Below are 16,231 nucleotides of genomic sequence, written 5' to 3'. Positions count from 1 at the left end.
TATGGTGAAAAAGTTATTGTTTGTACTTTTTTTAGGAGGGAGTTTTGTGTCTTTTGCACAGTCTAATTTTACTGGAGGATGGTTACCAAAGGTAAATATGTCGAAAAAATTATCTGATAAAACAAAATGGGTCAATAGTATTGAGGCAAGAGAAGTGTTGTATACAGATGCTTTTGAGTTTACCCATAATTTGGTAGATGTATCTACCATACTCTCTATGAAAACGGATTTAAATCAATCGGTTAATGTGGGATACATTCTCAGGTTTAAAGAAGGAGAAACCATTCATCGACTGTTGCAACATTTTAATATTGTTCAAAATTTTGACGGATTCAAACTAGCACACCGTTTAGGTATGGAGCAGTTTTTTCAGAAAAATGTTCGTCCGCAGTACCGAACCCGTTATAGAGCTACCTTGCAAAAAGCATTGAGTGGAGAAAAGGTAGATGTAAAAGAGTGGTATATTAAAATAGCCAATGAATATTTATACCAATTCAATCAAGAAGATTTTGAACTACGGGTATCACCGTATTTAGGCTATCAATTAAGCAAAAAAGATAAGCTAGAGTTTGGTTTAGATTATCGTTTAGGAAAATTGTTAGATAGCCCTCAGAAGCATTCTTTATGGTTTCGCACTACTTGGTATATCTCTATCGATTAAGGGGTCGTTCGTTTATCCAATTAAAACCTCTTGATTTTAACAAGAAATCGTCCGTGTTTTTGGGAGCCAGTTCAATATTTACACTGTCTTTTTGAATGATACCGCTAATAGAAATAAGCGTGTTGGTTTTGGTATACTGCAAAGTATCTAGTTCTTTGGTACTTCTATTTCCAAAGGCAATAGTATTTTGCAATGTGTCTACTTTAAATGTGAAATATTGATGTTTATCATCTTGTGTTTTTATACAAGCGCTGTTCTTATAATCGATGGCTACATATTTCCATTGTTTCTTTTGAAGGCTATCTGAAGGAATTGCAGTGTTCTTGTTTTGATACGATGTTACTTCCCAAATACCATAAAAAGTGGTTTTTGGTTTTACATACAATCGTTCATATCTTGGATAGCTGGTAAAGATAAAAAGCCACGTAAGCACTAAGAACAAACCGCCTTTTACCCAACGTATAATTCGGCGTTCTTTTTTGGTGAGTATGGGATAGATTTTATAGGTGCCAATATTTCTATTGAATAGTAATACGCCAAATACACGTTTAAAGTCAGCCAATAACAAGATGACCCCCATAAGCATTAAATGAAACGAAAATATTTTTACAGGAATATCAAAACATAAGTTCATCATAAATACATTGAGCATCACTACAATGACTGCGGCTGCACCAAAGGTTTGAGTTCTTCTAGGGATGAGCAATACACCAGCAATGACTTCTGATAAACCCGCAAATACACTATAGGTTTTGGAAAAGCCCATAAAGGTCCATGCCAATCCCATTGGTGATTTTTCTCCGAGTGTTTTGATCAAGTCGGCATTAGAAAGTGCAGGCATTTGTAAGTGAAATACTTTTACAACCCCGTAGGTAAACATAAAAAAGATAAGCACAAAACGAAGGGTTACTAAAAACCCGTATTGTAGCATGTTGTAAGAACGACGTTTACGATCGAGTACTGACCAAACAATACTTCCAATTACTGTAAGTAATAAAATACAAGTGAGCAATACATAAGCATAGGTAGTATCTCCACTTCCTCTACCGTTGGAAGAAAAATCATAATCGATATGAAATACCGTAGTAGCCATCCAATTAACAAATGGTTTCCATAGCGGGGAAGAGAAGAGGGCTACAATGTAAAGGCTAATGTATAAAAAGATGACACGGAAGCTTATTTTTTCAATGGCAGTCCAATTTTCCTTTTTTTCTCTTGTTAAAATCATAGTTGTTCTTTTTAGTGAACAAGCTACAAAAAAATATGTTTTGGTTGTGGATTTTTTGCTTCATTATATATTTTTTTGCAGTTATTTTGATGAAAATACATTCGTTATTGTGAAGAAGGTTACGGCTGAAGTAATCTAGTTTTTCAGTGTTGAATTTTTAGTTCTTAGTGTTTAGTTTTTAACTTCAGGTTTTAAGTTATAGATAGACGGAGTGCTTGCGTTTTACTCGCAATGACGATCTTTTTAGTTTTGAGTTTCGAATGTTATTACTTCAATATTCGCAACTATATATTTGTAGTGTTTTGTGTAGGTTTTTGTTAGTTGCTAGTGTTGAGTAATTAGTAAAACAATGATTGAATTTTTTCAAGAGGACGCTCAGTGTTTCTATACTGGACTTCATTTAAATCAAAGTCAAGTTCAAAAATATGATCTATAGAGCGATCTGGGTATCTTTGAACGGTAAGAATGAGTTTGTTTTCTTTTTCTTGGAAGGTGTCTAAGTGCCAAGATGAATTGAAGAGGTCTAGAAGAATGTGATTGTCTTTAGCTCTTTTGAGTTGTAAATTCTTAACCCAATGAGACATTCGCATCTCATTGGGATAAGTTGATAAAATATATTGTCTGCTAAGAATATGTATTTCTTTAGGTCCCAATATTTACTTAGATAATTCTGTAAAGTATTGATAGAAATACGGGATGGTTTCAATTCCTTTTAAGTAATTCCAAACTCCAAAATGTTCGTTTGGTGAGTGAATTGCATCAGAGTTTAACCCGAATCCCATTAAAATTGTTTTGCTTTTTAATTCTTGTTCAAATAAAGCTACAATAGGAATACTTCCTCCACTTCTTTGTGGTATTGGTGTAACGCCAAAGGTTTCTTGGTAAGCCTTGCTTGCTGCTTGGTATCCAATGTTGTCAATTGGAGTTACATATCCTTGCCCTCCATGATGAGGTGTTACTTTTACTTTTACCGATTTTGGTGCAATGTTTTCAAAATGAGTTTTAAATAACTCGGTAATTTCTTCCCAATCTTGGTTAGGTACTAAACGCATTGAGATTTTTGCATAGGCTTTTGATGCAATTACGGTTTTTGCTCCTTCACCAATGTATCCTCCCCAAATTCCGTTAACATCTAAGGTAGGACGAATAGAATTTCGTTCGTTGGTTGTATATCCTGCTTCTCCATATACATCGTCAATATCTAAAGCATTTTTATAAGCTTCTAAAGAAAAAGGTGCCTTGGCCATTTCATCACGTTCTTCACGAGATAATTCCTCTACCTTATCGTAAAATCCTGGAATGGTAATATGATTGTTCTCATCGTGTAAGGAAGCAATCATTTTATTTAAGACGTTAATTGGATTGGCAACAGCTCCTCCGTATAACCCAGAGTGTAAGTCTCTGTTGGGTCCTGTTACTTCTACCTCTACATAACTTAATCCGCGTAAACCTGTGGTAATTGAAGGAATATCGTTGGCAATCATTCCAGTATCTGAAATTAAAATCACGTCATTGGCTAACTTTTCTTTGTTTCTAGGTACAAACCAAGCCAAACTTTCTGATCCTACTTCTTCTTCTCCTTCAATCATAAACTTTACGTTACATGGTAAGTTCCCGGTTTGGGTCATGTATTCTAAAGCTTTTACGTGCATGTACATTTGTCCTTTATCATCACAAGCACCACGGGCAAAAATTGCTCCTTCTGGGTGAATGTCTGTTTTCTTAATTACAGGTTCAAAAGGAGGTGAGGTCCATAATTCAATAGGATCTGCTGGTTGTACATCGTAATGTCCGTATACCAAAACCGTTGGTAAATTCGGATCTATAATTTTTTCACCGTATACAATTGGGTATCCTGGTGTTTCGCAAATTTCTACTTTATCACATCCAGCTTTTTCTAAGCTTTCTTTGATGGCATCTGCTGTATTTAATACATCTTGATTGTAGGCTGGATCTGCACTAATTGATGGGATTTTTAATAAATCGACCAATTCGTTGATAAAACGTTGTTTGTTTTTTTCTATATATGATTGAATGGTTTCCATTATGTATATGTAAAATGAATGTTATGCGAATTTAATTTTTTTTTTAGACATATATTTTGCTTTCAATGAATAAGTGGATAACTGAGCTTGTTAAATTTTTTGGTACAGTGTTTGAAATCAAAACAATCGTCTAATTAAAAACATAAAAACTATGAAAAAAATTACTGTACTGTTCGTATTGCTTACTTCGTTAATGGCTTGTTCAGATTCTGAAGACTTTGCTAAAAAAGAAGGTATTGATGCCTCGCAACTAGAGCTCTTACATGCAAATAGCTCTAAAAAATGGAGAATCACTCATTTTTATACTAATTACAAAGCTGAAATATTAGATGAAGAGATGACCGATTGTGTAAAAGATGATGTATATACTTTTTTTACCGATGAAAAAGAGGCGCAAATTGATTTAGGTGCTAACAGTTGTTATGCAAATTATACGGATGTTACTAATGAATTGGCGGGTGCTATTTACAGTTACTATCCGGAAGATCGTGTTTTGTATTTAGATTTTGGAAGAGGTGCTTATGCTGCTTTAAACAAGATTACCACTTCTTGGGCAATTATTACTTCGTGTAAATTTTTAAGTGAAGATAGAATGGTTTTCACCAACGGAATTGATGGGAATGGAAAGGGGATTGTGTTTGAAAGAATAGATTGATTTAGTTGAGAATGAGTGAGATAGTAAAGGGGTTGATTTTTTTTGACTCTTTTACTGTTTTTACCTATGAAATTTGAATAGTTTGTGTATATTTGCAGGCACAATTCAAAAACACGCGGGTGTGGTGGAATTGGTAGACACGCTAGACTTAGGATCTAGTGCCGTGAGGCGTGGGGGTTCGACTCCCTTCACCCGTACCAAGTTAAGTAAAATAAGGCTTTGAGAGATTTAAAATACTCTTAAAGCTTTTTTTTATGAGTCGAAAAAACACTTCTGTACATAGGTTTGTACATAGAAATTCAGGAAATAATTTTACATTTACTTTTTTGAAAAAATTGTATACACCACCTAAAATATATAGACATAAAAAAGATGTAAACGGGAAGAAAGTAGTTTCCTTGGAAGGTTATTGGTGCGTTTATTATTACTTCCGTCATCCAGAAACTGGAGTGATGACAAAATTCGCAGAACGTCAAGGAATCAATAAATTGAAAACAATTGCACTAAGAGAAGCTGCAGCTCAAAATGTAAAAAAGGTGTTAACACGACTTTTACAAGAAGGATATAACCCCTTTGTTGAGAAGCAACTTTTGGCAAAAGAAAAGAAAAATGTTAATAAAAGTAACTTCAACATTGTAGAAGCAGTTGAATTAGCTTATGAACAGAAAAAAAATTCTTGGAAGGAATCAACAAAAGACGTTAACAAAAGTTATTTAGAATCTTTTTCAGTTTGGTTAAAGAAAAGAAGTTTGCACAATTTACCTGTACAAGATTTATCAAAAAAGCATATTTCTTTTTATTTGGATCATGTTTTAAAAAATAGCGGATCTAATTCAAATACTACTAGAAATAATCATAGAAGGTTTTTGTCTTCAATGTTTACTGAGTTGGTAGAAAAAGAAATTGTGAATGAAAATATAGTTCAAAAGATCCCTTTACTTAAAAGTAAGTCTAAAAAGAATAAACCATTTACAAACAAACAATTAATTGATATCTTAAATTATACTAAAGCTAATGAACCATATTTATATCAGTTCATTAAAGTTATGTGGTACTCTTTTTTAAGACCAATTGAAATAGTTCGTTTGGAAGTAAGAAATGTTAATTTAGATGATAACGTCATTGATATAGAAACCAAAACTGAAGCTCGCGCATATATTAGAATTGTAAAACCTTTGCAAGTATTTTTTAAAAATAAAGATTTGAAAAAATATGCACCAACAATGTTTGTTTTCGGAAAAGATAATTCTGTTGGTTATTGGGAAACGAAAAAAGTAAAGTCAAGAGAAGATTTTTTTATCAGAAGGTTCAAAAAAATTAAGGATCATTTTGGTTTATCATCAGATTATGGAATTTACTCATTCAGGCATACAGCTGCTCTAAGCTTATATTATCAATTCATTAAGGAAGGTTTAAGTGAATACCAAGCAGTTTTGAAAATTCAGGATATAATGCGTCATAAAGATCAGCAAGTGACAAGAAAATATTTGCGAGAAATAGGAGGGCAGTTACCTGAAGATTGGTCTGATAAATATGATTATGAATTAGTATAAATCATTTGTTATATGTTTAGTCTAGAATGTTACAGATGCAAGAATTCGCGCTGGGAAATTATCAATGAGGGAATTTATCATAATGTTTTGTCTTGTTGTGAATGTAAAATGATGGTTAATACTAAAATTGAAGATTGTTGTAGATCTCCATATAAGATTGTCACGATTGAATATTATGACAATAACATTAAGAGATTGTTTTATCAATGTTTGCATTGTGGAGGAGCATTTAAAACGAAACCTCTAAGTCATAAGCAATTCATGTCTCAAATCCGATCTGAATTTAATCATAATAAATTTACTTTTTGGAGAGAAGAAAGGTTACAAGAATATAGTTTACTTAGAGAAAGTATTGAGAGAAATAATTACGAAACATCGAAGTATGCAGAATATGTTAGGTATTTAAAATCAACTAAATGGAGGAGAATAAGAAAAGATGTGTTAGAAAGAGACGAAAATATGTGTCAAGAATGCAAAGTTTCCAAAGCTGAACATGTTCATCATTTAACATATGATAACTTGTTCAATGAAACTTTAGAAGATCTGTTGTCAGTATGTAGTAAATGTCATACTAAAATTCACAAAGAATTAGATATGCGTGAATTTGGAAAATTTGATTAAGTATGTTTTTTCTTACCCTTTTTATGGGTTTCCTTAATGAGGTTAATTTCATTTATTATAAATTGCTTCATCTAACTAAATTTTTGATAAATTAAATAAAATTTCCTTTTATCATTTGACTGAGCAGGTTAAATGTTAATACAAGTCAGTATATAAGGAGTTAGCACCAATAAAAATTTGATATGGGAGAATTAAGCGAAACCGCAAAAGAATTGAATTTACCTAAACAATTATTAGACAAAGGAGAACAAGCTATTAAAGCAGTTTTGGGCCCCTCTATCACAGAAATATCTGAAACATTTGCAGATAATTTTCGACTTAGAAGATTCAAAAACCAAGTGAAGATATTAACTAAAGCCCAACAATATGTAGAAAAAAGTGGATTACAACCTAAGCAAATTGATTTAAAGGTGCTTGCGCCTCTAGTTCAATTCAGTTCCTTGGAGGAAAACCCAGACCTTCAGGAAAAGTGGTCGAAATTGATAACGAATGTTGTGCTTATTGAAGGAAAAACTTTGCTAAAACAAAATTGTATTGAGATAATTAGTAAACTTTCAAATGAGGAGGCTATACTTCTTGATTTTCTACATGATTTGTTCATTAAAAAGCGTCAAGCAAGGTATGAGAAGGCCAAAAGGGACCAATTATTTAAACCCGAAAGAGAATTAGAAGATTATCCATTACGTTGGTTTTCATTCTCACTAAAAGAGATTTCAAAAGGGAACAAAATCGAACGTACAGATTTAGAATTAATGATCTCAAACTTAGTTGCTTTAGGAGTTGTAAAATGGGAACCTGAAGTTGAGGTGTATAATGCTGAAAAATCTGATACTGACCCTGATGACACGTCGCTTGATATTGACATTGAAGTTTATGATAGCGAAACAATTCGAATTACAAATTTGGGGCTCGAATTTGTTCAAATGTGCAAGATCAAAAAATAACCGATGCTAACAAAGTGTATAGTCCATACCCTTTGAGATACACGCCATACATATACGGTTGGCATTCATTAATATATTATAACTTTTCTATTCAAAATGTCTAAAAAAGCAACAACTATAGAAGAACAAATTTTAACTTTAAAAGAAAGGGGAATGATTTTCGATTGCGGAGAGGAAAAAGCTGAAGAAATATTACTAGATATTGGCTACTATAGACTCGGATTTTATTGGTTTCCTTTTGAAATTGATGAGGACCATAATTTTGGTGATAATATGTTGTTCTCTAATGTTATAAATCTTTATTACTTAGACGTAGATTTAAGAAATATTTTATTGAAATATTTAAAGCGTATAGAAGTTAATTTTAGAACTAAGGTTATTTATTATGTTTCTAATGAATATAAAGAAGATCCTGTTTGGTATACTAATCCAAAAATAATGACTGAGTGGTTTATAGAAAGATTAGATTCAAAACTATACACAGATAGATTTAAAGAGGAGAATAAGCAAATAAAACTTCATCATTTAAAATACAGAAACGATAAATATGCGCCAACCTGGAAAGCTTTTGAGTTTTTGTCATTTGGAGGGATTGTCACTGTTTTTAATTCGTTAAAGAATGAGGAACTTAAAAAAGAAATTTCAAAACTTTACGGTTTAAACAACCTTAAAACATTTATAAATTTTATTCACACTATAAAGTTTATTCGAAATATCTGTGCTCATGCAGGTGTATTATTTGATTTGAATCTTCCTAAGGGTATATATAAAATTCCAAGGACTAAATTTAACGACAATAATAATCAATCATTAGATGCTGGAATAAAAACAATATCCTATATTTTAAAAAACATTTCTACGGATAGAAATAATGATATGAACTCTGAAATAAATAAATTGTTCAAAGAATATGAAAATAACCCGCTTATTGAATCAATAATTAAAGAAAAAATTGGTTATCAATTGTAAATCTCGTATATTTGCATCAGAAAGTGCCTAGCTATTCATTACGCTTTAGTGTTGCACTTAAAAAAATTATTCATGACCTAAACATTGTGCTTTAGGTTTTTTTTTTCTCTTAATTTAACATTCTGTATATTGAAAGGCACGTAAAGTCAAAAACTATGATTGTCTTTTTTTCAACAAAACAGAATAATGAAAACTATAGAATAAGAACAATTAGTTTGATTTCTCTGATTAAAACCTAATTCACTCTTTAGTTTATAGATTATTTCTTAAAACATTTTGCTGTCATTAATAAAAATTAAATTTTGGTAAATTCTCATCTTAATTCAAAGAATAATCTATAAAACCAAAAGTACAATTAGGTTAATATTAAAAAAACGGAGAAATTCAACCCGGTTTTCTCTAATTTTTATCACTTAACTTCATCATTGCTTTAGCTACTTTTAAAGTTGATTCATCATACTCCTCATGACCATAACCATATCTTTCATTTAACTCATAAAATGCTCTATATAAATCAAATGCGTTTTGAGATTCCGCCACCCATTTTATAATTATATCTAAGATTTCATTCATTACAGGTTGAAAGGTCATTCTTCCATCTGCTCCTCTCAAACCGTTATTATCGGACTTACGCTTACCTAAGGTTAAAAATATATTTTTCTCATCATAAATAATATCTCGTATTTCCTTATAATCTTTACCTTTAGGTAAATAATCCATTAATAATTTTCGAATTCCCTTATAATAAACATTATACTTTTCTTCAGGGTTCTCAAAATCATTTCCAACTAAATCTCTTAGTTCATCTATTTCCTCAAGATTTCCTAATTCTGGATTTATAGTTAATTGCTTTCCTACTTTTTCACTTGCTTTTTGTAAAAGTTCAAGTCTCTCTAACTCAAATTCAGAGATCTTTTGTTCTTTTGCTACTTTCTTTTTGTCTGACATATATTAATTTTAATTAATTTCCAATATTTCTTTTATTCTTTTACCTGCTTCTTTTATGGTTTCACTATCCCACGATAATGGGCTAAGTTTATTTAATGACGCCTTATAATCTGGGTAATAATTTTTAAAAGCTCCATAATACTTTTTATTATACAAATTATCTTGGTACCATATAAAAAAAGAATAAACTATAGACACATGTATTTCATTCTCATCAGCAAACTTAGATACTAAATAAGGGTTCTTTATATGTCTTTTTATAAAATGGAACTTTTCCTCCGGTAAGAAAAAATCCCTAGCAAACGAATTTGCTTTTTCCTCGATCAAAAAAAGATCTGGATCTCCAGTTAAATGGAAGCTATTACTTTTGATTAATTCAAAATCAAACAACACATGATGAAGCTCATGCAATAACGTAAACCAAATACTAGGATAACTCTTATTAAAATCAGTTAATACAAGACAAGGTTTTTCATTTACAATAAAAGTCGCTCCCCTAACTTGGGTAGTTGATAAATAGTTTTGAAAAACTACCGTTACACCGACATTGTACAGAGCCTTACAAACTGTAAACAATCCATTTTTAACATCCTGTGAATATGGCTTTATTTTCACAATTATTTCTTTTAATCTATTCCTGTCATAATCATTCGGGTTATCTATAACCTTAAACGTTTGGTATGCAGATTTGATCCAAAAGTCTTTCATTTTATCTGAGAAGTTCCTCTTAGTTGAACTATATAATGGAGTATCTAATTGTTGCTCAAACTCCCTTATACTATCAAACCCAAAAAATGATAAAATCCTCTTTATTAATTCACTTGTATCATCTTTTGAATTAAAAAAGCCAAATTTAGTCAAGGTTTTTACATCAAATTTATTAAGAAGAAAGGTTGCATTTCTAGCACTTTCTATGGATTTTATGTTATCCGTACTTTGATTCTTTATAACAACTTCTATGAATTTATCAATTGGAACATCTAAAAACTCGGCTATTTTGATTACATGTATTAGATTCGGCTGTTTTGCTGTACCAGTAATTATCTGCTCAAAAACATCTTTATCTATTTTAAGAAGCTTTAAAACTTTAGTTTTACTAACTTTAAGTTCATCTAACTTTTCTTCAAACATTTCCTTTATATCAATAGATTTATCTTCAGAAAAGATGGTTTTAAGCAAGTTATCTATATCAGAATAATTCATAAAAACAAGAATTTACCCTGCAAATATAAGCAAAATACGGAACGAAAACTAAAAAAGAGGGTAATTACCCTCTTTTTTGTTAAGGGAAATCAAATTTTCCTGACTTTGAAAAAAACTCTTGTAATGTTAATTGCTTTCTTAATTGATAAAACTATAGTTTTCTCTGTTGCGGCTGTTGCATTTTTGTTGCAAATTTGTTGCAACATTGTTGATTTTCTGCTGCGAGTTTGTTGCAGACATGTTTCGCTAATTCTATAATCCCTTATAAAACAAGGGCTTCACTTCTCTATATTCCAACTTTTAGACTGTTGCAACAACTGTTGCGGTTTTATTACTCATCTGCAACAGATAACAAAAACAGGAAATTTTAAAGGTGATCAAGGTTGGACCCATTTACCAGATGCATTAATCACAGTTTATAGTTTTGTAATGCATAACCAAGGCCGCTACGGTGTTGGTGAATATATGGTTTGGGAAGAAGGGTTATAAAAGGTAACCCCAAAGAAATACAAAGAGTTTTTCTCTGAAGAATTAGATGGAGAAAGTGAAGTGGTTTATGTCACTATTTAAGTGTAGGTAAAAAAAGGAACTATAAAAGCTCCTTTAAATATTGATAGTCCCCCAGGACATATCTATTGTTGCATTCCTTTAGACTATATAACTTTGGTTCTTCATCCCCTAACCTGAATTACCAGTTTAAATTGACGTTAAAAACACCTTAAACTTATAAGCTATATTTTCAGGTTTAAAAACAAATTTTATTGAATTCATAAATTCTAATTAAAAGAAGTTTATCCATTTTATTGCCCCATGGGCTACTTTGATAAACTCCTTTTTAGATTAAAACAATTAACTTATTTTATTATCTCTACAAAAAGTATTAATCAAGTATTTTCTTGATTTTAGTTTTAGAAAGCTGAATTAAGTTATTTTATTTTTGAAGAGAAAATAGTATAAGATAAACCTGCTGATACTATTAATACTCCAGCTACTGTTAGCCCTGTTTTAACATTATTTAAAAGTGCCATAAATAGAATAAAACCTCCAATTAAGTTAAAAGCACCAGATATAATTCGAACAATTAACATGTTCATTTTTAATTTGTGACTTGTATTTAACACTGAAAAAGAAAAAATTATTTCTAGTATACCGTACACCATTGTGAAAAAAGTGACAATTGTTAAAAATGATTCTAAAGATGTTGGTAGAAAAATAATAGCTATAGCGAAGGCAATCATACCTATACCTTGTAATAAATGATAAGTTTTTGCTATGGAGTGTGTTTTGTTTGCATTAGCAAATTGCATTGCCATAAGACCACTGATTATAAATAATATTGGTGTTGCGATTTTAGATGTTGTAATACCTATATTATGAGAGAATAGAATTGACAACCCACCTAAGAGCATGCTGATTCCACTTAGTAATAATAAATTTGTTTTGTTCATTTTATATGATTTATAATATTTTAGAATTCTTTTTATTCATAGTGCAATAAAAAGAAGTATATGTTTAGTTGCAGTATAGTATAATTGTATTTAGTACTAGTTATTATATATCCCCATCCAAAAAACTCCTACTTGATGTAGTTTATAAGAAGCAATATTATTTTTGATAAAAGGCAAATTGTTTAATAGTGACTTCGCTTCTTCTTTTGTATTTGAATTTACAAATAAGACAAAGTCAGTTTTATTATTCTCAACTTGTGTTCCTTCAATATCGAAATACGCGTTTTCAATTGTTCCTTGTTTCCATAATTTCATTAATGAATCATTTTGAGCCGTTATAACATCATCACTTGGTTTTGATTTTGTGGTCCATACTGAGATATAAGATTTTGTAATTCCTTTTTTATTTATTGCATCAATATTTCGCTTTAACCAAAGATTTCCTACAGGATAAATAGTATAGCTAGCTATATTCTTTTTAATAAAGGTTAAATTATCTAAAATAGATTCAGCTTCTTTTTTATTTTGAGCTTTTAAAAAGAATGTAATGTTTGGGAAATAAGAAAATTTATCAACCTTTGAACTACTATCGTAATATACATTTTCTACAATATTTTCCTTCCACATTTTTAGAAGTTGATCGGCTTGCTGTACTGTATTATCTTCTACAAACTTTTCGTCTTTTGTAGTCCACTTAAAAATTACAGCATAATTCTGTGTAACATTAAAATTATTAAGTTCTTCTTTATGATTTTCGCTTTTAATTGTTTCTTTTTTCTTTTTTTCTGCACAGCCAATAATGCTAATTATTGTTATTGCTATTAAAATTGTTTTCCTCATTTTTATATTTAAAGTGAATTGTCTCCTTTTTCTCCATTAACCCATCGTCGCATCATTACTCTTTGTGCAGGTGTTTGTTCTACTCCTCCAGCAAGAATATCTAAAAATTTATCCCAAAGATTTTTCTTTTGAGATGCTTCATTTTTTATAGCTTCATAGGCTTCCATATATTCTTTAGAATATTTTTCAGCTTCTTCTATAGAGTACTTTACGGGAATGTGTTTTAAAATTGTATCTGTTAAGTTACTTACCTCTTCAGGACTGTATTCTTCAATCATTCTTAATTGTAAACAACATGCCTCAGCTTCATTTTTTAATTGCTTGTGAGCTTCATTTAACAAGCTCCAATGTTGTGTCCATTTGTGTTTTATGTCTTCTGATGCAATGTTTTCTCCAATAGTTTGCATATTGGATAGAGTAAGGGTCATGTCATTAGAAAAGCCTTGATAGGAGTTCCAGTCACTGGATAAGTTTTCTGAATTTTTATCTTTAATTTTATTAATAGTGTTGGATAAAATTCGTTTTAATTCGCTTAAGTTATATTGATATTTGTTTTTCTCACTTTCCCACTGATTTTTAGTTTTCGCATCAGTAAATTCTTCTACGATAGACGAAACTATATTCATCTCTTTTTCGAAATTGTTACCAATTGATTTCATATTTGACCAATTAGTTGACAAGCCTAAAGCTAAATGTCTGATTGAAACGACTGCTTTAATTACAGGATTATTATTTTTATCCATTTTTTATTGTTTATCTGAATGTAAATTCTTCATCATAAATATTACTTTGCTTAACTCCTTCTTGTTTTAATTGCTTAGTAATACTTTCTTTTAATGCTTTTGGTCCACAAATAAGATATGCCTTCTTTTCTGGCTCTCTTATACTTAAATCATCTACAGTAATGTGTCCTCTTTTTTCTGAATTCCATAAAACAAATTCAAAAAGAGGATCAGAAACAGCTATGGTTTCTAGCTCTTCTTTATAAACAGCTTCACTTTCTTTATTTACACACCAGTATAGCATTACCTTATTTGTATAGTAATCATTTTTAAGAGCTAAAAAAGGAGTGATACCTATTCCACCGGCGATCCATATTTGTTCCTTTTCCTTTGAATAAGCTGAAGAAAATTTGCCGTATGGGCCTTCAACAAAGACATTATCTTTAACTTTTATTTTCTCAGCAAAATCGTCTGTGTAATCTCCTAACCCTTTAACAGTAATTTTTAAGTTGTCTTGATGAGGGTGACTGCTGATTGTAAAAGGGTGCTGTTCCCTTTTACTAATACTAGGGAACGTGAAAAAGGCAAATTGGCCAGCTTTAAAATTAAGAGATTTGTTTTCAGGAAATAGTTCTAATTCTGTAATGTTATTACCAAGGTCTTTTACTTGTTTTACACTATAATTTAATTTCTTATTGAATAAATTAAATAAGAAAGCTCTATAAATCCAAGCTATCACACCAATAATAGCTATTGTAAAAACATAGATTCGTGTAATTGGTAATTGTTTTATTAAGCTATCTACCATGAAACCATGTATAACACCTAAAACATAGAAAACACCCATAAGTTTATGAAAGTTTATCCATTTATGGTATGGTATCTTTCTTTTGAAAAAAGGTGCAGTCGATACAATAACACCTATAAGAATTAAAACTAATGCATAGAAGCCTAAAGGTTTTCCTAGATTGAAATCAATTGCTCTAGGAACTACTATAAAATGAGCTAGTAACAATACAACAGCTATAACACCAGAGCGTCTATGAATTAAATACATTTTATCTAGACCTCCGAATAGATTTTCTACCCATTTAGCCCTAGTTGCCATTAAAAAATTGAAAGCAAAAACAGTTACTACCCATGAAGAGAAAATTTCTCCAATAATTCTATGAGGGTTTTGCCAAGATACATTTTGTAACCTGCCAAAAAACATAGTGTCTGAATCAACTTCAGTAAAGTTTCCGCTAAAAAAATAAAGATCTATACACCAAAAAATAAGGTGTATTCCTACAATGATAGGAAAATAAATTTCTTGTTTTAAGATTCGCATGTTTAAGTTTTTTTCAAACTTATAGCTTATCAATATTCTTCAATTGTATAAAATGGTCGTTTTTATCTTTAAATAGTGAAGTAGGTGTTTGTCCTGTATGTTTTTTTACCTCTCTTATAAAATGGGCTTGATCAAAGAACCCTTTTTCAGGGAAAAAATCACCTTCTCTTATATGTAAATATGAACGGTAACATTTTTGGATATTCAAATACTTTTTTAATGTTACTCCTATATATTTATTTAAATATCTATTTATTTGTCTATGTGACCAATAAATCTGATTAGCAACTTCATTGGCTTGAATATCTTTATGATTACTATATAGAAATTGGCTTAACCTTAATCTATTTCCTTGAATTTCGTTTTCAGAATTGAGTTCTTTATAAAATTTATCTTCTAACTGTTTAGTAATACTTTTAAAAGAATTAATGTTTAAATTATTAATGTCAAATTTGCTAAAATTTAGTTGTTCTACTGAGTTTAGTATAGATTTTATTTCTCTTTTTAGGATAGCTTCAGAGGCTATTATTTTAAACTTTACACCGTAAGTAGTTACTTTAGCGGGTATAACAATTTCAATTTCTTTTACCCAAATACCAGTTAGGAAATAAGATGTTATTTTGTTTTCTTTTACTTGAATTATAAGTTTGAAGTACCCATCAGGACAAATAGTGACTTTTTTAGGTTTATCAGAAAGGTTTTTTGCTTCAAAATAAAGTGATATGAAATCTTCTAATCCTTTGGAAGGATATAGTTCAGAGTATTGATGATTGTTGTTAGATTCTCTCACTATATAAATTTTGACAAACCTAAAATAAACTATAAAATATAAATTGTATAAAATGGTCGTTTACTAAAAATAAGTAAGTAAATTACTTTTCTTCTTACTATTATAGCTTTCTCTGTTGCTAAATTGTTGCAACAGTCTAAAAGTTGGAATATATAGAAGTGTAGTCCTTATTTTATAAGGGGTTAGAGTAATACCTAAACATATTTGCAGCAGAAAATCAACAAAAGTGCAACAGTTGCAACAGCAAATCAACAATACTGCAACAATTTAGCAA

General features: G+C 30.4%; 16 protein-coding genes and 1 tRNA gene. 7 read left to right on the top strand and 10 right to left on the bottom strand.

The features are described 5' to 3' along the window. Position 1: 1 nt before the first annotated feature. Entirely contained in the window at positions 2 to 661 is a 660-nt protein-coding gene (locus tag ABNT22_RS16990; RefSeq protein WP_348714231.1) for a DUF2490 domain-containing protein, read from the top strand. Here the strand turns inward: ABNT22_RS16990 and ABNT22_RS16985 are convergent. The 3 genes from ABNT22_RS16985 to ABNT22_RS16975 form a co-directional block, all read right to left on the bottom strand. Next, positions 651 to 1,889, bottom strand: coding sequence for a hypothetical protein (locus ABNT22_RS16985; RefSeq protein ID WP_348714232.1), 1,239 nt, complete (start codon positions 1,887 to 1,889; stop codon positions 651 to 653). The two genes, ABNT22_RS16990 and ABNT22_RS16985, sit on opposite strands and share 11 nt — an antisense overlap. Positions 1,890 to 2,227: 338 nt before the next feature. After that, positions 2,228 to 2,473 (bottom strand): hypothetical protein, encoded by a 246-nt coding sequence (locus tag ABNT22_RS16980; RefSeq protein WP_348714233.1) that lies wholly within the window; start codon positions 2,471 to 2,473, stop codon positions 2,228 to 2,230. 72 nt (positions 2,474 to 2,545) lie between these two features. Next, complete coding sequence (locus tag ABNT22_RS16975) at positions 2,546 to 3,934, bottom strand: dipeptidase (RefSeq protein ID WP_348714234.1); 1,389 nt, start codon at positions 3,932 to 3,934, stop codon at positions 2,546 to 2,548. A gap of 151 nt (positions 3,935 to 4,085) precedes the next feature. On the opposite strand from ABNT22_RS16975, the gene ABNT22_RS16970 reads away from it, so the two are divergent. The 6 genes from ABNT22_RS16970 to ABNT22_RS16945 all read left to right on the top strand — a co-directional run bounded on the left by ABNT22_RS16970 (position 4,086) and on the right by ABNT22_RS16945 (position 8,676). Beyond that, positions 4,086 to 4,589: a hypothetical protein gene (locus tag ABNT22_RS16970; RefSeq protein ID WP_348714235.1), complete on the top strand. Its 504-nt coding sequence runs from the start codon at positions 4,086 to 4,088 to the stop codon at positions 4,587 to 4,589. 115 nt (positions 4,590 to 4,704) lie between these two features. Continuing rightward, positions 4,705 to 4,789: transfer RNA gene (locus ABNT22_RS16965), tRNA-Leu, on the top strand. Between the two features lie 54 nt (positions 4,790 to 4,843). Beyond that, complete coding sequence (locus tag ABNT22_RS16960; RefSeq protein WP_348714236.1) at positions 4,844 to 6,142, top strand: tyrosine-type recombinase/integrase; 1,299 nt, start codon at positions 4,844 to 4,846, stop codon at positions 6,140 to 6,142. A gap of 108 nt (positions 6,143 to 6,250) precedes the next feature. Continuing rightward, complete coding sequence (locus tag ABNT22_RS16955) at positions 6,251 to 6,763, top strand: hypothetical protein (RefSeq protein ID WP_348714237.1); 513 nt, start codon at positions 6,251 to 6,253, stop codon at positions 6,761 to 6,763. A gap of 182 nt (positions 6,764 to 6,945) precedes the next feature. Next, positions 6,946 to 7,707 (top strand): Abi-alpha family protein, encoded by a 762-nt coding sequence (locus tag ABNT22_RS16950; protein WP_348714238.1) that lies wholly within the window; start codon positions 6,946 to 6,948, stop codon positions 7,705 to 7,707. A 96-nt stretch (positions 7,708 to 7,803) separates the two neighbouring features. After that, a complete protein-coding gene (locus ABNT22_RS16945; protein ID WP_348714239.1) occupies positions 7,804 to 8,676 on the top strand; it encodes an Abi family protein in 873 nt (290 codons plus the stop codon). A 399-nt stretch (positions 8,677 to 9,075) separates the two neighbouring features. Here ABNT22_RS16945 and ABNT22_RS16940 read toward each other — a convergent pair whose 3' ends face one another. The 7 genes from ABNT22_RS16940 to ABNT22_RS16910 form a co-directional block, all read right to left on the bottom strand. Then, positions 9,076 to 9,624 (bottom strand): hypothetical protein, encoded by a 549-nt coding sequence (locus tag ABNT22_RS16940; protein WP_348714240.1) that lies wholly within the window; start codon positions 9,622 to 9,624, stop codon positions 9,076 to 9,078. A 9-nt stretch (positions 9,625 to 9,633) separates the two neighbouring features. Then, the gene (locus ABNT22_RS16935) at positions 9,634 to 10,827 is read right to left on the bottom strand and encodes an XRE family transcriptional regulator (protein WP_348714241.1); all 1,194 of its coding nucleotides are present in this window, start codon (positions 10,825 to 10,827) and stop codon (positions 9,634 to 9,636) included. Between the two features lie 926 nt (positions 10,828 to 11,753). After that, a complete protein-coding gene (locus tag ABNT22_RS16930) occupies positions 11,754 to 12,275 on the bottom strand; it encodes a hypothetical protein (RefSeq protein ID WP_348714242.1) in 522 nt (173 codons plus the stop codon). A 96-nt stretch (positions 12,276 to 12,371) separates the two neighbouring features. Continuing rightward, positions 12,372 to 13,115 carry a hypothetical protein gene (locus ABNT22_RS16925; RefSeq protein WP_348714243.1) on the bottom strand — a complete coding sequence of 248 codons (744 nt, stop codon included), beginning with the start codon at positions 13,113 to 13,115 and terminating at the stop codon, positions 12,372 to 12,374. Between the two features lie 8 nt (positions 13,116 to 13,123). Beyond that, positions 13,124 to 13,858 carry a hypothetical protein gene (locus ABNT22_RS16920; RefSeq protein ID WP_348714244.1) on the bottom strand — a complete coding sequence of 245 codons (735 nt, stop codon included), beginning with the start codon at positions 13,856 to 13,858 and terminating at the stop codon, positions 13,124 to 13,126. Positions 13,859 to 13,868: 10 nt separating this feature from the next. Continuing rightward, the gene (locus ABNT22_RS16915; protein WP_348714245.1) at positions 13,869 to 15,167 is read right to left on the bottom strand and encodes a ferric reductase-like transmembrane domain-containing protein; all 1,299 of its coding nucleotides are present in this window, start codon (positions 15,165 to 15,167) and stop codon (positions 13,869 to 13,871) included. 19 nt (positions 15,168 to 15,186) lie between these two features. Then, positions 15,187 to 15,957 (bottom strand): AraC family transcriptional regulator, encoded by a 771-nt coding sequence (locus tag ABNT22_RS16910; RefSeq protein ID WP_348714246.1) that lies wholly within the window; start codon positions 15,955 to 15,957, stop codon positions 15,187 to 15,189. Positions 15,958 to 16,231: the final 274 nt, after the last annotated feature.

It is taken from the genome of Tenacibaculum sp. 190130A14a (assembly GCF_964048965.1).
GTDB lineage: Bacteria > Bacteroidota > Bacteroidia > Flavobacteriales > Flavobacteriaceae > Polaribacter > Polaribacter polynesiense.
The sequence above is the reverse complement of the archived record's forward strand: the minus strand, read 5'-3'. Positions and strand labels throughout refer to the sequence as shown.